Genomic DNA, 18243 nt, shown 5'->3' with positions numbered 1-18243 from the left:
GGATGCGCTGGACGCGCAGGGCCTGCTAGGGGAGGGGGAGGGCGTTACAGCTCACGGGAGTGCCTTTCGGTGTGCTCTTGCCCGCGCCGGACGGGCACTCACGTGCCATGGCGAAGGCCGCTTCGTCATCCGAACCACCCAGGAACATGGGGTTGGTGTGCGGTCCAGTCGGAGCTTTCCGACCGCATCTCTTGAAGCTGAATTCAATATAGGCAGGGAGACGGGCGGTCCTGCGAATAAGAAGAAATATGACCGGGACGTGCGATACCCGCGCATTGTCCCGTCGAATACCTGGCGGACAGGGGATACGACAGCAGGGGAGCCGGTGCCGCACCTGATTCCGGCATCAGCCGATGACGACGGCCCCGTCGTCGTCGATCCGCCAGCCGGGGTTGAAGGCGATCTCCCAGACGACGTCGTTCGGATCCCGGACCAGGGCGTGGAAGATGCCCCCGAAGGAGCCGTCGCGGGGCTCCTTGAGGATGGTCCCGCCGGCGTCCGCCATCCTGGCCACCAGCCGGCGGACCTCGTCGGGGCTGCCGACATTGTGCGACAGCGTCATCCCGGACGGTCCGGGCGCCGCATCGAGCCCGACGTCCTGCGCGAACTTGTCGGATCGGAACAGCCCCAGGAGCAGACCGGGCGCCACCTGGTAGAAGATGATCTCCTCCGGGACGTCGAGCGCAGGGGACCAGCCCAATCCGCTGTAGAACGATCGCGCGGCGTCGAGGTCGCGGGTGGCGACCGTGACGAAGTGCAGTTGCTGGTCCATGGCGCGAGCATAGTCGGCACGGCCGGTGCCCTGGGCTTTTTCGGACAGGACCGGGGGGTGCGGAGACCCTTGACGCCGCGGCAGGCCTGAGACCGCGACGGTTCTCGGCGGGGAAGCCCACGTCACCCCGGGTGCTCAGGTCACCGCCGACGCGACGTGCCGGCGTCGATCACCGCCCGTGACACGACCACCGATGTCACGACCACGGGGTGAGGGCACGTTCCTGCTGCTCGCCGTCGATGACGAGATCGAGCCGCTCGTCGAGGAACGCGACGTAGTCCTGCACCTCGGCCGCGTCACTCAGGGGGTGTTCGTACTGCCACGCGATGTCATCCACCCTCTTGTCTCCCACCAGGGCGGAGTACCAGGTCGCGTAGCCCTTGTACGAGCACATGGACCGTGTCGAGCTGGGCTCGAGCGGCGCCACGACGTCCTCGACCGGAAGGTAGTACCGGGCGGGCAGGGTCGTCTCGAACAGCATCCGCGCCCGGGTGGTGTCGGCGAGGATGTGTCCGTCGAGCATAAGCTGCACGTGTCGGGAGGTGCCTCGGACGTCGATGCGGCCGTACGGGTCGTGCGGATGGCTGATGATCTCGTCGTCCTCCTCGAACCAGCTGTCGAAGTCGGCGAATGCGAGGATCACGTAGTCGTCGAGGCCGGGGTCGCGTGCGCGGAATCCGGACGCGACGGCCTCCGTTCCAGCGACGCGTATCCCGACTGGCTCGCCCGCGGTCGTGCGCACGTCGAAGGGGATACGCGGGTCCAACACGGGAATCGTCGACAGGTCGGGCAGCATGAATCCGACCGGACCGTTCTCGGGTGGCGGTGGGGTGCGGGGCGAGATCTCGGCGCGGATGTCCTGGTACGGGACGGCGTACCCGGGCACGACCCTGCGCGGCTCCCACACGAGCATCGCGTGCGTCGTGTCCACGACGGTCTGTCCGCCGAGCGTGGCGCGGACGCGCTTCGCGGTCGGCTCGTATCTCAGCTTCTGGAGCAGTTGCCCCATCACGTCCCGCATGAGCACGCCGGTCGCATCGGTGTCGTGGTTGGCCGGGGGTACGGGAGGGCTCGACATGCACTCACGGTAGACCTGCGTCGCCGCTGCGGATAGAGGCCGATGGCGGCGTCCGCAGCAGGCGCACCGGGACGAGCACGGCGGATCGGGTGAGCGTCGGACAGGCTGCCCGTACCCGACAGCGACTAGTGGGTGGTGTGCGGGCGGCGCCCGCGCACATGGGCGGGCGTCAGCGCGAAGAACAGGTCGCGCAGGCCGGACGCCCACGGCTCCTCGGCTGTTGTACCCCACAACCTGGTGAGGAGTTCAGGATCTTCGACGCGGGCCGCCGGACCGTTCACCAGGACGGTCCAACCGCTCTGCGTGGTCCTGTCCGTGGAATCGGTCTGGACTGCAGCGTGCTCAAGATGGCTGGTGGCGATGATGCCGTCGGCCCTGGTCCTGACGTACACGCGCTCATCGAGCACGAAGTAGTTGACGGGGAAGATCTCCAGCAGCCCCTCCCGGAAGAATCCCAGCCGCCCCGTCGACTGCGTGGTCACCAACGCCCAGCATTGCGACGGCGTGAGTGCGTCCGAGGCATGCATCAGGGCCGGAAGACCCTGATGTGCCCTCCATCAGTCGGACCGGCGGCGGCATCCGCCCAGCACCCGACGGGCGCACCTCGGAGCAGATCCCAGCATTCGTGAGCAGCACGAGCTTCCGTCCGTGCAGGTCCTGCGTCCATGGACCGGGAGTACGAAGCGGGCGCCACGCCGACCGGGGCCCGCCGACCCTGTTATCGTCCAACGATGAGGTCTCGTCCTGATCGACGGAGCGTGCGGCATGGTTACCTACCCTGAGGAGCCGCCCCTGGGTGCGGTTGTGCAACCGCCGGCTCCGGCGGGGGTGGAGAACCTCCTGGCTGCCTTCGCTGCCATCGCGGACGACCTGGGGCTCGACACCGTCCTGGAACGTGTCATCGAAGCGGCGTGCCAGCTGGTCGATGCACGCTTCGGTGCCCTCGGCGTCGTCGGTCCGGACCGGATGCTCAGCCACTTCATCACCGTCGGTCTCGAGGAGGAGGACATTCGGCGCATCGGTCCGCTCCCGACGGGGCACGGCGTCCTGGGATTGCTGATCACCGAGCCGCACCCCGTCCGTCTCTCGGATCTGCGCGAGCACCCCCTCGCCTATGGATTCCCGGCTCATCACCCTCAGATGACCTCGTTCCTGGGCGTGCCGATCCGCATCCATGACCGGGTGTTCGGCAACCTGTACCTGACGGAGAAGAACGGGGGGACGGATTTCTCCGCCGCAGATGAGCAGCTCGTGGTCTCGCTCGCCTCCGCCGCGGGCGTCGCGATAGAGAACTCGCGCCTCTTCGAGGAATCGAACCGGCGGACACGATGGCTGGAAGGCGGGCTCAACGCGGTGAGGGAACTCCTCGGGGAGCACGACGGATCCAGAAATGACCTCGAGATCATCGCTACCCATGCACTCGACGCCTCGCACAGTATCCTCGCCGCCGTCCTCAGGACGTTCGGCAACGAACGGGAGATGATCTGCGAAGCCGTCGACGGCGTCGAGGCCGCGGCCCTCCTGGGACGACGAAGCCACGATGCCCGACTGATGGACCGGCTGCCGACCACCCTGTTACCGGTCCTGCTGGATGCTGAGGACGTCGCGGCGGTACTCCCCGGGGCTGCGGCAGGCACCATCGGGACGGCACTGTTCTGCAGGCTCGCAGGCGCGGGGGACCGGCGTTTCCTCGTCATCGGCCGCCCGCCCGGCGCGACGCCCTTCTCGGATGTCGATCACGAGATGATGCGCACCTTCGCCTCCCATGTGTCCCTGGCCCTCGAACTGCTGCGGATCCACCGGCAGCGGGAACAGGAAGCTGTCTTCGGCGACCGGGACCGGATCGCCCGGGACCTGCACGACCTGGTCATCCAGCGGCTCTTCGCGGCCGGCCTGAGCATCCAGAGCCTGCGGAAGTACACTCCGGATGCGGAAGCGCTGAACCGCATCTCGGCAGTGACGAAGGAACTGGATGCGACGATCAGGGAGCTGCGCGACACCATCTACTCCCTCCGCTCCGTCCCGCAGGTCGCCCCGACCTTCACCTCCACGGTGTTCTCCCTCGTCGCCGATGCCTTCGACGGCCACGACCTCGACCCGGTCCTGCAACTCTCCGGCCCCCTGGATACGTCAGTGGACGACGAGCGAGCCGACCATGTGCGGGCCGTGCTGCTCGAGGGGCTGGCCAATGCGCTGCGTCATGCCGAGGCGCGCACGATCACCGTGATCCTGCGTGCACGGGGCGGACGCCTCGAGTTGAGGATCACCGACGACGGCCGTGGGTTCGAGAACCCCGGCCGGACGAGCGGACTGGCCAACATGAAGCGTCGCGCCGAACTGTGCGAGGGCACGGTGTCCATCACCAGCACCGTGGGTGGAGGGACCGACGTCCACCTCGAGATCCCCCTGGCTGCTAGCGGTATCTCGGTTCCGCCGGCCTCGAGATGAACACCGCCGCCTGCGTGCGGCGCTGGAAGCCGAGCTTCGACAGCAGCGACGACACGTAGTTCTTCACGGTCTTCTCGGCCAGGAACAGTTCTGCGCCGATCTCCCGGTTGGTCAGGCCGGCGCCGATGAGAGCCAGGACCTTCTTCTCCTGGCTCGTCAGTCCCGCCAGCCGCGGATCCTCGACCGGAGCATCACGAAGCCCGGCGATGATCCGTTCCTTCACGCCTGCTGCGAACAGGGATTCACCCGACGCTGCGCGACGGATCTTCTCGATCAGGTCCGAGCCCAGGATCTCCTTCAGGATGTAGCCGGACGCCCCCGCCAACACGGCGCCGCGCACCGCCTGATCGTCGTCGTAGCTCGTCAGGATCACGCACGACAGCGAGGGATCGATCGAGCGCACGTCCCGGCACACCTCGATCCCCGTACCGTCGGGCAGCCTCGCGTCGAGGATCGCGACGTCCGGTGACAGGGCGGGGATCCTCCGGGCAGCCTCCTCTGCGGAGCCCGATTCACCGACCACGGTGAAGCCCTCGTCCTCGAGCAACTCCCTCAATCCCCGTCGCACGAGTTCGTGATCGTCGAGGAGGAACACCGTGATCCGTCGGTCCTGTATGTCACCTTCGGCCTTGTCCATGTCCGACTCCTCTGAAAGGCCGGGCTCCGACCGGCTGAGCGCGTCCTGCACCCGCACCATCATCACCTGCCGCCCCCTGTCGCAGCAGGGTCCAAGGACCCGGAAGAGGAGATGGGACTTTCGGCCCTACCTCTGCGCACCGGCCCGGCCGACAATGAACGCCTAGGAGATTGCCGCACCCAGGGAGCAGGACACCACCATGGACACGCCCACTTCACCCCGTCTGCCTCGAGTCGACGGTGAGCCCTCCGCTTCGCGACCCCTCATGGTGCCGGCATGATCCCGGGCACCGAGGATGCCGACACCAGCGCGGGTCAGGTCCAGCGCAAACCCGTGGTCGTCGGGTACGACGGCTCGGACGGCGCGAAGCGCGCGGTCCTCTGGGCGGCCCGCTACGCCTCGGCGGCACAGCTTCGGCTAGTCGTCGTGCACTGCTGGGTGTGGCCCCTCTTCACCCATGACCTCGGGCCCGTGACGGGCGTTCAGGACAGCGGCCTGCGCCGGGAGGCGGAGAAGCTCGCCGACGAAGGCCGCGATCTCGCCGCGGAGGCGGAACCACACCTGGATGTGCGGAGGCGCCTGATCGTCGGACTACCGGCAGGGAACCTCACCGCGCTCTCTCAGCAAGCCTCGCTCCTGGTCACCGGAACCCGCGGACTCGGCGGTTTCGCGGGCCTGTTGGTCGGATCGGTGAGCTTCCATCTCGCCTCCAGCGCGTCCTGCCCCGTCGTCGTCGTCCGCGAGGCCCGCGCCGACCACGACGCCGTCCTGGTCGCCGTCGACGGATCGCCGGAGAGTGAGAGAGCCGTGGCCGTGGCGGCCGATCTCGCGGCAAGCCTGCGGACGTCGGTGCGGCTCCTGCACGTCCAGCAGCACCGCAGGCATGCACCCTCCGGCCCGGTGTCCGCGGTGGGGGACGAGGCCTTGGAGCGGGCCTCCGCCCTGCTCAGCGAGCATACGGGTATCGCCGTGACCCGGGACCTCGTCGTGGCGCGTTCCGTGCCGGGACTCATCCTCGAGGAGGCACGCAACGCCGCCGTCGTCGTCCTCGGCGCAAAGGGCACCAATACCCTGGGAGTACGGCTCGGTTCCACCGTCCATGCCGTCCTGCACCATGCGCGAGGCAACGTCGTCGTCGTCCGGTGACGCGCCTGCACGCTTCGCACTCGGCCGTGCCGGACGTACTGCGGTCGACAGCCGGAGGAAGCACATCACGCCTCGGACGCTGCGTGATGCGCGTCCTCGCGGATGACGAGGACAGGGCAGTGCGCATGGGATACGCAGGCACTGCTGACGGACCCGAGCAGAAGGCCGCGGAAGGTGCCGTGGCCCCTACGGCCGACGATGAGCAGCACTGCGGACTCGGAGGCCTTGACGAGGGCCTTGGCCGGGTGGGCGAACACCACCGTGCTCTCGAAGCCTGCCGGCCGGTCCTCGCCATACGCAGCGGAGAGGGCCTTCTCCAGGTCGCTGCGTGCGGACTCCGAGAACTCGCTGCTGCCGAGCGGCATGAACCCCGGATCCGCTGCCGGGTAGTCCCAGGCCGCGACTGCGAAGATCGTCGCGCCGAAGGTGGGGGCGAGCTTCTCGGCATACCGCAGCGCTTCGACGGACTGCTCGGATCCGTCGACTCCGACAACGATCTGAGGAACATCCCTTCTGGTCACGGCAACTTCTCCTTTTCCGATGCGATGATTCCGGTGAATCGCGCTGTCCTAGAACGATGCCTCCTGGTTCACGTCCCGGATAGGGTCATTCGTCCCGACCCGGCGCAGCACGACAGATCTCCGGAAGACCGGGAGATGCGGTCGGGGCGCGTCGTCCGGGTCCGGTCCCTACCGGCGCCTCGGGCGACGGACGGCGGGGGAGGAGGATCACCGCACGTCCGGCTGTGAGCCGTCGGAGGACGATCCCCGCCGTGAACGGCTTGGTTCCCAGGTGGAGGGAACGAGACGAGCCAATCGAGTTGTTGATCCCGCGCGAGGAAGCAGTTCGGTCGGCGCGCCGCGTCCACGAAGTAGCCACACAGCTGACTGCTAACCAGAAGCGTATGACGGAGCTGATCCAGCAAAGCCCGCGGCGCCGCTGCTGGAAATGAGGGGCACCGGGGCCGTTACTGTCGCTACGATCCTGACAGCGTGGTCGCATCCAGGAGGGGTTCGCAGCGAAGCTGCCTTCGCCGCATTAGCAGGGATGAACCCTTTGCCTGCTTCAAGCGGTGCCACTGTCCGGCACCGACTCGATCGGGGCGGTGACAGGCGGCTCAACCGTGCTCTGCACACCATCATCATGACTCGGATGGTTCACCACCCTGGAACACGGGAGTACGTCGCCAAACGCACCCAGGAAGGCCGTACCTACCGGGACATTCGCAGAACCCTCAAGCACTACATCGCCCGGACTCTTCACCGCCAGCTCAACACCTCTACACCACCGCGGAACCGGTGCTATCCCAGGTAGCAGGGGCAGTCCCCTTCCGGGGATAGAAGCACACCGTCAGTCCTCGGCGCCCGCAATTCTGGTTCTCAAGGTGGTTGCTCGAGGTCGCCCCTTCCGACAGGCTGCAACACGACTACCGAATTGGGTCGCGCATCACGCCTGCTGGCTCAGGTAGCAGACATTTCTCACGGACCGGGGCGTTCGACCCACGACGTCAGGGTCCAGCCATGCTGATGATCAAGGTCTCTGGATTCCAGAAGACGCTGTGTTTCTCTGAGCGAGCGAGAACGCCCTTCTCGGCGAAGGCGGCCGGAGTGGTGCAGGACGCCCCGCTGCCTGCGGTGTTGGAATCGATAATCGCGCAGTAGCTACCATCGACAGCCCTGGCGATCCATACAGTGCCGTCGGTGCCAACTTGTCTGACCAACCGTGACTCCGACACGTTCAGGGTGTTCATCTCGACAGGAAGAGCATCCCGCTCGGTTTGCCGAACACCGAACCAGCGGTCCACCTCCGCTCCATCGACGCTTTTTTCCAGAGCCGGCAGTTCGAACAGCTCGCGGCTCCCGTCCCGGTTGGTGACCACTGTCCCTTGGCTCGTGGTCTTCGTGCCGAAAGCCGCACCCTCGATGGACCTGTCGTCGGATAAGGCGAGATATACGGCGGTCCACCACACACCGAGACCGAAGGCGATGATTGCAATCACGGCGGGACGCAGATGACCGTCGTGCATTCTCTGTTCGGCTACCTGAACTACATTTTTCGGGGCCGGCGTCGGCTTCTCATCCCGTCCTTGAATCTCACCACTCGTTCGCTCCGCAGTGTCGCTGACATCGTGAGCGGCACGCCTCCACAGCTCGTCCATCGCGGCTTGTGCCTGTGCTGGCGAAGATCGTCGCCCGAAGGCGGTCTCACGGAGTGTCTCTTCGGACGCATCAGTGTTCATGCTGCACCCCATGGGCGCCGTGCGGCGTGAAGGCCGAAGCATCAAGCAGCGAGGGGAGCGTAGGGTCTCTCCGTTCCGCGGAGGGATCTTCATGAGGAAGAGAGCGACCACCGCTCCCGACTGCGGCCGACACGGAGAAGGACATCCTCGTGTCCGGTTCCCTGGCGTTTTCCCTGTTACCCATAACGGTCTCACCATCGTGATGACAGTAATCTCGGCTGGTCCCGAGGATGCACCCGGTCAGTCGGGCACGTATGGGAGACCACTACCGGTGCCATCGCGCAGCGATCGCTTCAGGTTACGAGAATACGCCTGATCTCAGGGCATGCAAAGGTGAGCAGGAGTTTCCCGTCCTGTAGTCAGGGGAGCGAAACCAGCCGGGACGGAACTTGCCCAGCCAGGGGTGCAAAGTCCCAGTGAGGAATGGTGAGTGCAGTCGGTCACTCGTCGGACGTGAACACGATTGAGTCGAAGACGGCGGGTGCCTCGTTCGTCAGTTCCGGATTGATCGGTTCGTCGGATCGGACCACCCAGATGACAGCGCACTGGCCGTTCAGGTTGACCACTCGGTAGGTTTCGCGTCCATTCTGAGTCGAGTACCAGCGTGAGCATTCGTTCGAGAATTCTGAGTGGATGCAGAAATCGTCGCGGTCGCAGGCTGTGATGTCCACGTCGCCCTCGATGGAGTGGTCGAATTCGAAGCCGGAGTGATCGCTCACCACGACCTCGACGGGAGTAGTGCTCGCCGTGAACGTCTGTGCCGTCCTTACGTCGACGAAGGCCCAGCGGACGGACCGACATTACGGAGTCTGCCCTGCCACGCGCATGCGTCGATCGTCACATAATCTGCGCGCTAGAAAGCACGACGACCGCCCATTCATCCGGGTGGTCCGGATCGTCCCTGAACAGGACGGCGTCTTCGGCGCCCCAGCCGTTGGGGAGGTGATCTCGAAAGGCTTCGTGAAGCTGGTGACGACCGTGCCGGCGTCGATGTCGCCAATCTCGGGCAGCGGTGGAATCGTGCGAGCCTCCGTAGGCGATGCCGTGGGAGCCTCCGTGGGTGATGTGGGGGACGGCTCCTCGGCGGTGCACGCCGAGAGGCCGACGGACCCGAGTAGTCCGACCGACCAGATCGATGTCGAGGCTGTTGTGCGGCGTAGCACCATGACATGAACGCCTCCCAGGTCTGACTCTGTGATGGGCAAGTTTTACCCATGCGTCAACGGTCACAAGGGCACCAAGGCCACAAACCCGCTCTAGGGTGAAACGGGAACGGACCGGAATTCTCGCTAGCCCCGGGCAAGACCACGACGAGGGGCGCAACCAGTGGGTCAGCGCACGAAGCCCGCCTCCTGCCGGTTGATAGACATAGAAGCGTCGGGGGAGAGGGGACGCTGGTCGGCTACCTAAGCCGCCCCACCATCGGCAGGCAACTCGGTCCCCACTCGCACCCATTTCCAGCCGCTTGAAAGACATGGAAGCGTCTGTGGTGTCCTCGACGCCGGAGCACGACCGATCGCGCTGCCCGGGGCCACACATCCTCGGATGACCCTGTAACCGGCAGCTGCGCATCGGGATGGGCGATGCTGCCCAGCGGGCGACCGGAATGCCTGACCCCGGGATGGACTGTGTGCACCTCCAGGTCGGACAGCCTGCAGATCGACGAGCATCGTTCCCGGCCGGCAGTGCCCATGGACGTGAATGTTTCGGGGAGCGGCGGGGAGGGGTTCTGCCCCTTCCCGGACCGCTACCTGACATAATGTAGATTATCGGCGAACTTGGTATACCGGCGAGAGGGGCTGTTAAGACGCAGTTCCTCGAGGTCATGTCCGGGCGTGGATGCCTCCTCGCGAACGGATACGGGTGGTCCGCGTCGGGGACTGCTTCCGGGCTCATTCGGCGGGTCGGATGTCCACGGCTGCGTCAGTCCGAGACGTATCGGACGACTTTCGCCGGTGACCCGACGACGATCGCGTTGTCGGGCACGTCCTTCGTCACGACCGCGGCAGCCGCCACGACGGCGTTCCGTCCGATGGTCACCCCTGGCAGGATCGTCGCATTCGCTCCGATCCACACATTGGCCCCGAGGACGATCGGCGCCGGAAGCAGGTCGGTACGGCGGCTCGGAGCGAGATCGTGGTTGAGCGTCGCGAAGACCGCATTATGTCCGATGAGGCAGTCGTCCCCGATGGTGATCCCGCCCTGGTCCTGGAGCATGCACCCGGCATTGATGAAGACCCGACGTCCGATGGTGATGTTCCTGCCGAAGTCGGCGTGGATCGGAGGGAAGACAGTCACCGACTCGTCGACCGGTGTGCCGATCAGCCGGGACAGGAGCCGACGGACCTCTGCCGGGTCCTTCCACCCGCTGTTCAACTCCCCCGTGATGCGCAGGGCCTCCTGACTGGTCCTGTGCATGACCGCGTGGAGAGGTGAATCTCCCGGAATGGTTCTGCCGGCGTTCAGTTCGATCAGCAGGTCATCCAGTGTCACGTCGTCCTCTTCCGTACCGATTATGGGATGGCCACGGTAACAGGCCACCTTGCGACCTCGCAGTCCCGTCTGCCCGCAGATCCGGCAGAAGCATGAAGTCGTCCGCGGTGGTACGGCGCCAGTGCCACTCCCCTGCCGACGTGTGGACGGTGTCGCCGGGGTGGAGTTCGGTGAGGTCCTCGCCGCAGGCGTGCGGCGGATGCCGGACCGATGCGGGAATCGAGTTGCTCCCCCTGCGGGAGCGCGCCTATTTCCGGCCGGTGAGCAGAGTGCCCCGGATCGATGTGAGAGGCACGGCTCCGAAATCCCGGGAATCGATGGAGACGCCGCGGTTGTCGCCCAGCACGAAGACACTCCCGCTCGGCACCGTCACAGGGCCGAAATAGGTCGCGTCGATGCGGCTGTGATCGACGAACGGCTCCGCTATCGCGACGTCGTCGACGTACAGTTCAGCATCACGGATGGCGACGGTCTGCCCCTCCCCTGCGATGACCCGCTTGATGGCGGTCCGGCCGTCGACTGGGTTGGTGAAAGCGACGACGACGCCGGGCCGGATCGAGTCCGCACCGGCGGAGGGTTTGTAGAGGAGCACCACGGCACCGGATGCGATGGTCGGTTCCATGCTGTCGGAGGACACGGTGACCGGTTCCAGGACCCATGCCCGCAGGGCAAGGACGAGGAGCAGGGGAATCAGTGCCACCACCAGGACGCGGGGTCGGCGTCTCTCCACCGCTTCCGCCCCCGGCGACAGCTCCGGCGAACGCACCAGGATGGGGCGTCCCCTGTCCTGGGGCATTCCGTCGCCCGGCTCAGTCGTCGTCATCGTCCCACTCGGCTCGTGCCGCCGTCATGGGATCGTTGGGGTCGTAGTCGGTCTCCTTCAGGCCCACGCGGAACTGGGCCATCATGTCGTGGTCCTCGTGCGGCAGGTTGTGGCAGTGCATCATGTAGACGCCGGCGTGGGGGGAGAATTTCATCAGGAGCCGGACGGTCTCGCCTTCACCCACGTACACGACGTCCTTCGGGCCACGCTCGTAGGAGAACGCTGCGCTCCCGTTGCGGCTGAGGATCTGGAAGTCGACCAGGTGGATGTGGAGGGGGTGGAACCACCCGCCCGAGCTGTTCTCGACCTCCCAGATCTCCACGGAGTCGACCGCCGGATCGGCGACGACCTTCTTGTACCCGCTGGCGATGACGTCCTGCCAACTGTCATCGTTGATGGTCCACATATTGGTGACGTCGTTGCGCTTGACCCGGAACCTGCGGGTCCTCACCGACTGCGCGGCCGTCAGTGACATGGCTTCACTGCCGACCAGGGTCGTGGGGATGCGGTTCCACGTCGGGTCGGTGGTGTCGACGGCTTCGTCGGTCACGTCGAACGCCATGATCTTCCCCGTGTAGTCGTAATCCACGTTGTTCTTGTTCGAGAGGTTGCGGAGCTCGATGCGCTGCCCCGTCCTGTACTTGCGGAAATCGATGAGGACCTCGTACCGCTCCGCGCCGGCATGACGGTAGTTCGCCACGCTCTGTGCCTTCGGGATCAGGCCACCATCGGTCCCGACGATCACGAGGGGGTCCCCCGTGCTGAGCGTTGGTCGTAGGGAGCGTGAGATGGAGCAGTTGAGGATCCTGAAGCGGTACACGCGCTTCTGTACCTTCATGACGGGCCATGGCTTCCCGTTGACCAGGATCACGTCCCCCCACAGCCCCGAGTGGGTGTTGTCGTCGTAGCCCAGGGAACCGTTCTCGGCGAACATCGCGTCGCTGACGGTCAGGGCAACGTCGTACCGGCCCTGCGGCAGCAACTGGCGTTCGAGGGGATCGTGCATGTGGTACTGCGCGGCGAGGCCGGAGTACGCGTTCTGGGCGGTGAAGTGGACGCCGTGGTCGTGGTACCAGAGCGTGCGGGCCGGCTGGAAGTTGGGATACCGGTAGTCCTTGTAGAATCCCGGATTCGTGATGTCGCTGGCATAGCCGTCGTACTGCGGGAGCGACGCGGACCCGTGCAGGTGGGTGGACGTGGACAGGGCGTGACCGTCCAGGGGGTGCTGGGCCGGCAGCTGGTTGCGGACCCTCACGACCGCCTTCGTGCCCTGGTCCAGGCTGATGGTCGGGCCCGGGAATATTCCGTTGTACCCGAGGATGGGCGTCGTCAGCCGCGGCAGGATCTGGGCCGTCGCGGCCTTCTCCGTCACCTGGTAGTAGTTGACGGGCAACCCGTCGGCCGGGTCGATCCCTGTCGTGTACGGCTGGAGGAACGGGGCCTGGACGAAGGGCACCTGGAACGGTCGCGGCATCTGGCTGTCGCTCAGCCGGCTCGCCGACTTGGCGTCCACCGACCCGGTCGGAAGTGTGGCGGCGCCCGCCCCGAGGACTCCGAGTCCCCCCAGCAGCAGAACCTGACGGCGTGTGGTTGACATTGCGTTCCCTTCGTTCAGTACGACGACTGTCCCGCAGCCACGTTGGAGATACCTCGCGCCGGGCCTCCGATTACTTGGAGAAACCCTTGAATCTGCTGCGATGTCCCAAGGAACGGCACCTGCCGTGTCTCACAGGGTCCGGTGTCGGTGCAGGAGGACGAACCCGAGAACCGCTGAAGCGCCCGCGATGGTTTCTGCTCCTGCAATCAGGCTCTTCTTCGCATACCACACGGGTTCGTACATCGACGGGATGAATCCGATGTCCGGGACCTGCACATACCGGTAGAGGACGACCGCGCCCAGCGCGGAGAGTGCCACCACTGCCGCGAGCGCGAACGCTGCTCGGCTGCCCCTCATGAGCACGTACAGTGCGGCGAGCATCGCGACGACGGCCTGGATCCGGAAGAGGGTGCCCCCGCCGATTCCTGCCGGTGCAGCCTGCTGGAACCCTGGTGCGAGTTGGAAGTGGATGACGGCGCTGACGATCAGACCGGCACCGGCCAGGGTGCGTAGGGCGATCATCGGCAGGCGACGTCGCGCCGATCCCCCGGTGGTGGACCCCTGCCGCCTGGAGCGTGCACCTCGCCTGTTGGCGGACGGAGCTCCTGTCCCGCTCATCCGACGACCAGGGTTCCGGACATCGCGGGGTGGTAGACACAGATGACCGCGTACTCGCCGGCTTCGTCGGGTGCGGTGAACGTCGCCGTCTCACCGGCGGCGACATCGACGTCGAACCCGCCGTCGTCCTTCGCCGTGACCGTGTGCGGGGCGTCGTCCTCATTGACGACGGTCACCGTGGTGCCGGGGGCGATGGTCTCGGGCACCACGTATTCGAAGTCCGCGATGGTGATCGTCGCTCCTTCGGTGGGCACAGTGTCCGCCGAGCCGGCGGGCGTCGGACCTGTGGCGGCCGGTGGTGCGGGCGCTGCGGCCTCGCTCGATGCGCCGGCCGCCGCCGTGGCGCGGGGCTCGGCGTCGGAGCCGCAGGCGGTGACGCCGATGAGCGCAGCGGCGACCATCAGGACCGACAGTCGGTGACGTGCTTTCATGGCATTTCTCCCAGTCCAAGGGGTGGTGGGTTGTCCAGGCAGAGGGGACGCGGTCGTGGCGGGAGGGACAGAAGTCGCCGGCAGCTCCGGGCCGGTTCTGCGAAGGAGAACCCGCAGCGGATGAGCTGCCCGACGACTTCCGGCACCCGGCGGCCCCGCTGTCACGAGGTGCCGCCGTCACCGCGGAGGATCTACTTGATCATCGTCCCGTCGGGAGCGACGACATACCAGACGTCTCCGACAGCCTGTCCATTGGTGTCACCAGCGGCCAGGTCCTTGGTGAAGTAGTAGACCGACATGCCGTCGGCGTCGACCACGATCTCACCCAGGTCACTCGTGGCCACGCCCAGCGTCGTCGGACCGGTCGCCGCAGGAGCGCTGGCCGTTGCCTCGGTCGTCTTCGGCGCCTCCGTGGTCTCCGCCGCCTCGGAGGTCTCTGCCGGCGCCTCCGTGACTTCTGCCGCCACTGATTCGGTGGCTTCCTGGGCGGACCCGGAGCAACCGGTGAGAGCCAGCATGGTCAGTGCAACCCCGGCCACTGAAGTGGAAAATTTCCTACCCATGAGTTCGATCCTCCTGATCATCCCGGCGGGGCCGGGCCCGATGGAGATGTCCTACTGCCACCCCCACTCGGGAGAACACTGCAACTCCATTCTTGGATAAACCTTTGGACGCCTCTGTCAAGCGGAAGCCCGATGAGCGTCGAGCTCCCAGCATGCATTTCGCCGTGCCAGGGATTCCGATGCTGGGATGTCTCTTCTTGTCGGGCGGATGAGCGAGTGCGGATCGATCGCGACCGCATTCCAAGGTTCTTGCACGACGAGGACCGCGCAGCCCTCCACGTCCCGTGCCGGTCGGGATGACGACTGCCTGCTACTCGCCCCGGTGGTGGCCCTCTCCCAGGGACAGTCCGGGTCCGCCCGGCACCTGCAGGGTCAGATCGATGGCTCGATCCGGCAGCTCGAACACGAGGACGGCGTCGATGGTCTCGCCCTGTCGAGCCGTCGAAGGAGCGGGAGAGGACCAGACCGCTTCCCAGGTCTCCGCGCCGAGCGCAGAGACGGTGTACCGGGACGGGTCGAAGGACAGCCCGTCCTCCTCCATCGCCGTCAGCTCCAGCAGGATCCGGACACGATGACTCCCGTCAGTGGCCGGCTCAGCGAGCGCAGCGGACGGTGACGGAGGTGACCAGCCGTCGACCTCGGTCGGTAGGACTCCCTGGATGCGCCCCAGACCACCATCAACGGTGGCCGATGCGCCCAACAGGGCCGGAGGCGTCCGCGGAGCAGCCATCAGAACGCTCCCGACCACCGCCCCCACAAGCAGGAGCAGGGCGACCGGGATGAGAAACCTGGTGCGCCGGCGCGATGACGGGGAACGGGGTGGTGAGGCAGGACCGTGCAGCGGCGCGGGGCGGGACCGGGTTGTGGATACCATGCCCGCCAGTCTCCATCGGGCTCCTAGGGAATCCCTAGGAATCGGCATTCCCCCTATCCGTCGGCGAGGACAGGCGACCCACCCGGGGTCCGACCTCGGCACGAATCGGGATGGGGGCCAGCAGTATTTCCCCAAGGTGGTCGACCTAGCTTGTGTCCACGAGTGAACCCCTTACTCACGCAACGAGGATCAGTGAGGCCGTCATGAAATCTGCATTCCACGAAAAGGGACAGCCGAAGTCCCGCGTCCAGCATTACGGGCGGACCGCGGTTGTCGCGACGGTTTCCGCCGTCCTCGGCACCACGTCCCTTCTCGCGATTCCCGCCGCCAACGCGGCCGTCCCGACCTTCCCGGACAACGTCGTGGTCTTCCCCGACCGTGACTTCGTCACCATCGAGGGCTACCAGGACTACGTAGGACAGACCGCCACGGTGGAGGTCCGCCGGCCCGGCGTCGGCATCGTAGGCTCCGCGAAGAGCGTCGTCGCCGCCGGTGACGTGGCTTTCGAGATCAACCACCCCGGCGGGGTGTGCTGGGGCGCGGGGACCGGACTCAATGTCACCCCTGACATCCTGCCCGGCGACAACGTCTCCATCACGTTCGCCGACACCGAGGCAGGAACCACCACGGTCCAGGACGCCTTCGTCACGTCCGACTCCACCCTGGAAGGCAACACCCTGACCGTTCGGGGCCACGTCGGGTCGGGCGTCAACACGAGCCAGATGGAACAGCGGATCGTCGAGCCCGCGCTGAAGGACACCCCGGTCGGGCGCCGCGATGTCCGTGCGGCCCCGGGAGAACTCGCCCAGGAGGACGGCTACCAGTCCCGCCTCCAGTTCGGCCTGGACGGCCCGGACACCTTCACCGCCACCTACATCTTCGCCGACCGGGCGACGGCCGAGATCGCGGGAGACGCCGGCGGCGAGCGCGCGATGTCCTGGCAGGTGGAGGACGCCGACGCCAACCGGCAGGGCCTGACCATCGCCGAATTCGGCGAGCTCGGCGGCCCCGGGATGGGCGGCTGCCCGAACGGACCCCTGCAGTCGGGCCCTGCAGGACCCACCAGCATCATCGCTGCGAAGGTCAGTGGCGACGTCAAGGTGAACTGGACCCCCGCTCAGGCCGTCCCCGGCACGCCGGCCATCACCGGTTACCGCGTCACAGCGGTCGCCAAGACCGTGTCCGGGAGCGAGCAGGTCGAATCCGGTGTGCGCATCAGCAACCCGAAGGCCTCCAGCACGACCATCCGGGGCCTGAAGGCCGATGAGGAGTACGACGTCTACGTGGCGTCCGTCAGCAGCGTCGGCGAGACATTCCCGGCCAGCCACGCCATCCCGGCAGAGGACACCGACGTTCCGACCGTGACGGCCACGCCCAATGGTGGGACCTTCCCGACCGCGCAGAAGGTCACCCTGACAGCCAGTGAAGCAGCCAGCGACATCTACTACACCCTGGACGGCACGGACCCCGTCTCCGGCGGCGTGAGCGCCCCCCACGCGCTCCTGTACACCGACCCGATCGACGTCGCCCGCACCAGCACCGTCACGTTCGCCGCGATCGATCCCTCCGGGAACGTCTCCGAGAACGGGAACGTCACCTTCACCATCACCGACGATCCCGTACCGGCCGCTCCGGTCTTCACCGCAGCACCGAAGGCAGGGCAGGGAACAGCGGAAGTGTCCTGGGCAGCACCCGACGCCGGGGCACCGGGACTCACCATCGACGGCTACTCGGTCCAGGCCTACACCGCCGACGGTGTAGCCTTCGGCGCTCCCAGGACGGTCGCCGGGACGGTCACCACACTGGTCTACGACGGGCTGAACGGCGACACCGCCTACCAGTTCACCGTCAGGGCCACGAACATCAACGGCACCGGACCGGAATCGGCCAAGAGTGACCCGGTCACCGTGCAGGGCGCCCTGGTCGCCAACGCCGGACCGGATCAGACCGTCGCACGAGGCACCAGCGCCACGGCCGTCACCCTGGACGGCACCGGCTCCACCACCACCGGCGCGACCTACCTCTGGGAGCAGGTCCTCACCGGACCCACCGATCCGGACAAGGTCACCCTGGACGCCGGCACGACCCTGAAGCCGACGTTCAGCCTGCCGGTCTACCGGACGCCGATGACCAACAAGCCGCTCACGTTCAAGCTGACGGTCACGGCGGGCGGAAGCACCAGGACCGACGAGGTCAAGGTGACCCCCGTTCCGGACAGGGTCACCATCGGCCTGGCCCAATGGAAGACGGGCGACCTGCGCATCGGAGGCACGAGCAACGTCGTCGGCGGGACGATCACCGTCCGGGTCGGCGGCCCCACCGGCCGGATCCTGGGGACAGCCCCTGTCACCGCTGCAGTCGCTCCGGAGACCGGTGGCGTCTACACCCTGCGGCTGCGCAATGCCGCTGCAGGCACCACGAACCCGGGCAGCGTGTGGATCGAGTCCACGGTGGGAGGTAGCGCCGGTCCGACGACCGTCGCGAACAGGTAGACCGGTGGGATAGACCATCGACCGTCCACCAC

Annotated in this window: 19 protein-coding genes and 1 riboswitch; of the genes, 5 read left to right on the top strand and 14 right to left on the bottom strand. The window is 66.6% G+C overall.

Annotated features, from left to right (window positions below):
* Positions 1 to 68: 68 nt before the first annotated feature.
* Positions 69 to 197, bottom strand: a riboswitch (SAM riboswitch).
* Between the two features lie 149 nt (positions 198 to 346).
* The 3 genes from ACX80U_RS10270 to ACX80U_RS10260 all read right to left on the bottom strand — a co-directional run bounded on the left by ACX80U_RS10270 (position 347) and on the right by ACX80U_RS10260 (position 2377).
* Entirely contained in the window at positions 347 to 772 is a 426-nt protein-coding gene (locus ACX80U_RS10270; protein ID WP_459268324.1) for a VOC family protein, read from the bottom strand.
* A 196-nt stretch (positions 773 to 968) separates the two neighbouring features.
* A complete protein-coding gene (locus ACX80U_RS10265) occupies positions 969 to 1850 on the bottom strand; it encodes a DUF427 domain-containing protein (RefSeq protein ID WP_459268323.1) in 882 nt (293 codons plus the stop codon).
* A gap of 125 nt (positions 1851 to 1975) precedes the next feature.
* On the bottom strand, positions 1976 to 2377 hold the full coding sequence (locus ACX80U_RS10260) for a pyridoxamine 5'-phosphate oxidase family protein (RefSeq protein WP_459268322.1): 402 nt from the start codon (positions 2375 to 2377) through the stop codon (positions 1976 to 1978).
* Between the two features lie 238 nt (positions 2378 to 2615).
* Here ACX80U_RS10260 and ACX80U_RS10255 point away from each other — a divergent pair, with 238 nt between their 5' ends.
* Positions 2616 to 4298, top strand: a complete 1683-nt coding sequence (locus ACX80U_RS10255; protein ID WP_459268321.1) for a GAF domain-containing sensor histidine kinase — start codon at positions 2616 to 2618, stop codon at positions 4296 to 4298.
* Here the strand turns inward: ACX80U_RS10255 and ACX80U_RS10250 are convergent.
* A complete protein-coding gene (locus tag ACX80U_RS10250; RefSeq protein ID WP_459268320.1) occupies positions 4264 to 4935 on the bottom strand; it encodes a response regulator in 672 nt (223 codons plus the stop codon). The genes ACX80U_RS10255 and ACX80U_RS10250 overlap by 35 nt on opposite strands.
* 276 nt (positions 4936 to 5211) lie before the next feature.
* On the opposite strand from ACX80U_RS10250, the gene ACX80U_RS10245 reads away from it, so the two are divergent.
* Entirely contained in the window at positions 5212 to 6081 is an 870-nt protein-coding gene (locus tag ACX80U_RS10245) for a universal stress protein (protein WP_459268319.1), read from the top strand.
* Between the two features lie 65 nt (positions 6082 to 6146).
* Here the strand turns inward: ACX80U_RS10245 and ACX80U_RS10240 are convergent, their stop codons facing one another.
* Positions 6147 to 6602: a universal stress protein gene (locus ACX80U_RS10240; protein ID WP_133080517.1), complete on the bottom strand. Its 456-nt coding sequence runs from the start codon at positions 6600 to 6602 to the stop codon at positions 6147 to 6149.
* A 427-nt stretch (positions 6603 to 7029) separates the two neighbouring features.
* Between ACX80U_RS10240 and ACX80U_RS10235 the strand changes: the two genes are divergently transcribed.
* Entirely contained in the window at positions 7030 to 7395 is a 366-nt protein-coding gene (locus ACX80U_RS10235) for a transposase (RefSeq protein ID WP_459268318.1), read from the top strand.
* Positions 7396 to 7588: 193 nt separating this feature from the next.
* Here the strand turns inward: ACX80U_RS10235 and ACX80U_RS10230 are convergent, their stop codons facing one another.
* Complete coding sequence (locus ACX80U_RS10230; protein ID WP_459268317.1) at positions 7589 to 8320, bottom strand: hypothetical protein; 732 nt, start codon at positions 8318 to 8320, stop codon at positions 7589 to 7591.
* Between the two features lie 440 nt (positions 8321 to 8760).
* On the bottom strand, positions 8761 to 9039 hold the full coding sequence (locus ACX80U_RS10225) for a hypothetical protein (RefSeq protein WP_459268316.1): 279 nt from the start codon (positions 9037 to 9039) through the stop codon (positions 8761 to 8763).
* A gap of 19 nt (positions 9040 to 9058) precedes the next feature.
* On the opposite strand from ACX80U_RS10225, the gene ACX80U_RS10220 reads away from it, so the two are divergent.
* Positions 9059 to 9493 carry a hypothetical protein gene (locus ACX80U_RS10220; RefSeq protein ID WP_459268315.1) on the top strand — a complete coding sequence of 145 codons (435 nt, stop codon included), beginning with the start codon at positions 9059 to 9061 and terminating at the stop codon, positions 9491 to 9493.
* Positions 9494 to 10243: 750 nt separating this feature from the next.
* Here ACX80U_RS10220 and ACX80U_RS10215 read toward each other — a convergent pair.
* The 7 genes from ACX80U_RS10215 to ACX80U_RS10185 all read right to left on the bottom strand — a co-directional run bounded on the left by ACX80U_RS10215 (position 10244) and on the right by ACX80U_RS10185 (position 15575).
* Positions 10244 to 10813 (bottom strand): DapH/DapD/GlmU-related protein, encoded by a 570-nt coding sequence (locus tag ACX80U_RS10215; RefSeq protein ID WP_133080514.1) that lies wholly within the window; start codon positions 10811 to 10813, stop codon positions 10244 to 10246.
* A 247-nt stretch (positions 10814 to 11060) separates the two neighbouring features.
* Positions 11061 to 11636 carry a signal peptidase I gene (gene lepB / locus ACX80U_RS10210; RefSeq protein WP_459268314.1) on the bottom strand — a complete coding sequence of 192 codons (576 nt, stop codon included), beginning with the start codon at positions 11634 to 11636 and terminating at the stop codon, positions 11061 to 11063.
* Positions 11623 to 13233 (bottom strand): multicopper oxidase domain-containing protein, encoded by a 1611-nt coding sequence (locus ACX80U_RS10205; RefSeq protein ID WP_133080513.1) that lies wholly within the window; start codon positions 13231 to 13233, stop codon positions 11623 to 11625. Before ACX80U_RS10205 ends, lepB begins: the two co-directional genes overlap by 14 nt.
* A gap of 129 nt (positions 13234 to 13362) precedes the next feature.
* A complete protein-coding gene (locus tag ACX80U_RS10200) occupies positions 13363 to 13755 on the bottom strand; it encodes a hypothetical protein (protein WP_459268313.1) in 393 nt (130 codons plus the stop codon).
* A gap of 92 nt (positions 13756 to 13847) precedes the next feature.
* Positions 13848 to 14282, bottom strand: coding sequence for a cupredoxin domain-containing protein (locus tag ACX80U_RS10195; protein WP_459268312.1), 435 nt, complete (start codon positions 14280 to 14282; stop codon positions 13848 to 13850).
* A 191-nt stretch (positions 14283 to 14473) separates the two neighbouring features.
* Positions 14474 to 14845 carry a hypothetical protein gene (locus ACX80U_RS10190; RefSeq protein ID WP_459268311.1) on the bottom strand — a complete coding sequence of 124 codons (372 nt, stop codon included), beginning with the start codon at positions 14843 to 14845 and terminating at the stop codon, positions 14474 to 14476.
* Positions 14846 to 15155: 310 nt separating this feature from the next.
* Positions 15156 to 15575, bottom strand: a complete 420-nt coding sequence (locus ACX80U_RS10185) for a hypothetical protein (protein WP_459268310.1) — start codon at positions 15573 to 15575, stop codon at positions 15156 to 15158.
* A gap of 347 nt (positions 15576 to 15922) precedes the next feature.
* Between ACX80U_RS10185 and ACX80U_RS10180 the strand changes: the two genes are divergently transcribed.
* Positions 15923 to 18211 (top strand): fibronectin type III domain-containing protein, encoded by a 2289-nt coding sequence (locus tag ACX80U_RS10180; protein ID WP_459268309.1) that lies wholly within the window; start codon positions 15923 to 15925, stop codon positions 18209 to 18211.
* Positions 18212 to 18243 lie beyond the last annotated feature (32 nt).

This window comes from Arthrobacter sp. TmT3-37 (genome assembly GCF_054510835.1).
Note: the sequence above shows the minus strand (reverse complement) of the source record. Positions and strands in the feature narration are given on the sequence as shown.

Coding starts and splice junctions, on each gene's coding strand:
- ACX80U_RS10245 (WP_459268319.1), top strand. CDS start 5,212: ATGATCCCGGGCACCGAGGATGCCGACACCAGCGCGGGTCAGGTCCAG.
- ACX80U_RS10190 (WP_459268311.1), bottom strand. CDS start 14,845: ATGGGTAGGAAATTTTCCACTTCAGTGGCCGGGGTTGCACTGACCATG.
- ACX80U_RS10265 (WP_459268323.1), bottom strand. CDS start 1,850: ATGTCGAGCCCTCCCGTACCCCCGGCCAACCACGACACCGATGCGACC.
- lepB (WP_459268314.1), bottom strand. CDS start 11,636: ATGACGACGACTGAGCCGGGCGACGGAATGCCCCAGGACAGGGGACGC.
- ACX80U_RS10260 (WP_459268322.1), bottom strand. CDS start 2,377: ATGCATGCCTCGGACGCACTCACGCCGTCGCAATGCTGGGCGTTGGTG.
- ACX80U_RS10205 (WP_133080513.1), bottom strand. CDS start 13,233: ATGTCAACCACACGCCGTCAGGTTCTGCTGCTGGGGGGACTCGGAGTC.
- ACX80U_RS10180 (WP_459268309.1), top strand. CDS start 15,923: ATGAAATCTGCATTCCACGAAAAGGGACAGCCGAAGTCCCGCGTCCAG.
- ACX80U_RS10255 (WP_459268321.1), top strand. CDS start 2,616: ATGGTTACCTACCCTGAGGAGCCGCCCCTGGGTGCGGTTGTGCAACCG.
- ACX80U_RS10185 (WP_459268310.1), bottom strand. CDS start 15,575: ATGGCTGCTCCGCGGACGCCTCCGGCCCTGTTGGGCGCATCGGCCACC.
- ACX80U_RS10270 (WP_459268324.1), bottom strand. CDS start 772: ATGGACCAGCAACTGCACTTCGTCACGGTCGCCACCCGCGACCTCGAC.
- ACX80U_RS10195 (WP_459268312.1), bottom strand. CDS start 14,282: ATGAAAGCACGTCACCGACTGTCGGTCCTGATGGTCGCCGCTGCGCTC.
- ACX80U_RS10230 (WP_459268317.1), bottom strand. CDS start 8,320: ATGAACACTGATGCGTCCGAAGAGACACTCCGTGAGACCGCCTTCGGG.
- ACX80U_RS10235 (WP_459268318.1), top strand. CDS start 7,030: ATGAGGGGCACCGGGGCCGTTACTGTCGCTACGATCCTGACAGCGTGG.
- ACX80U_RS10250 (WP_459268320.1), bottom strand. CDS start 4,935: ATGGACAAGGCCGAAGGTGACATACAGGACCGACGGATCACGGTGTTC.
- ACX80U_RS10200 (WP_459268313.1), bottom strand. CDS start 13,755: ATGATCGCCCTACGCACCCTGGCCGGTGCCGGTCTGATCGTCAGCGCC.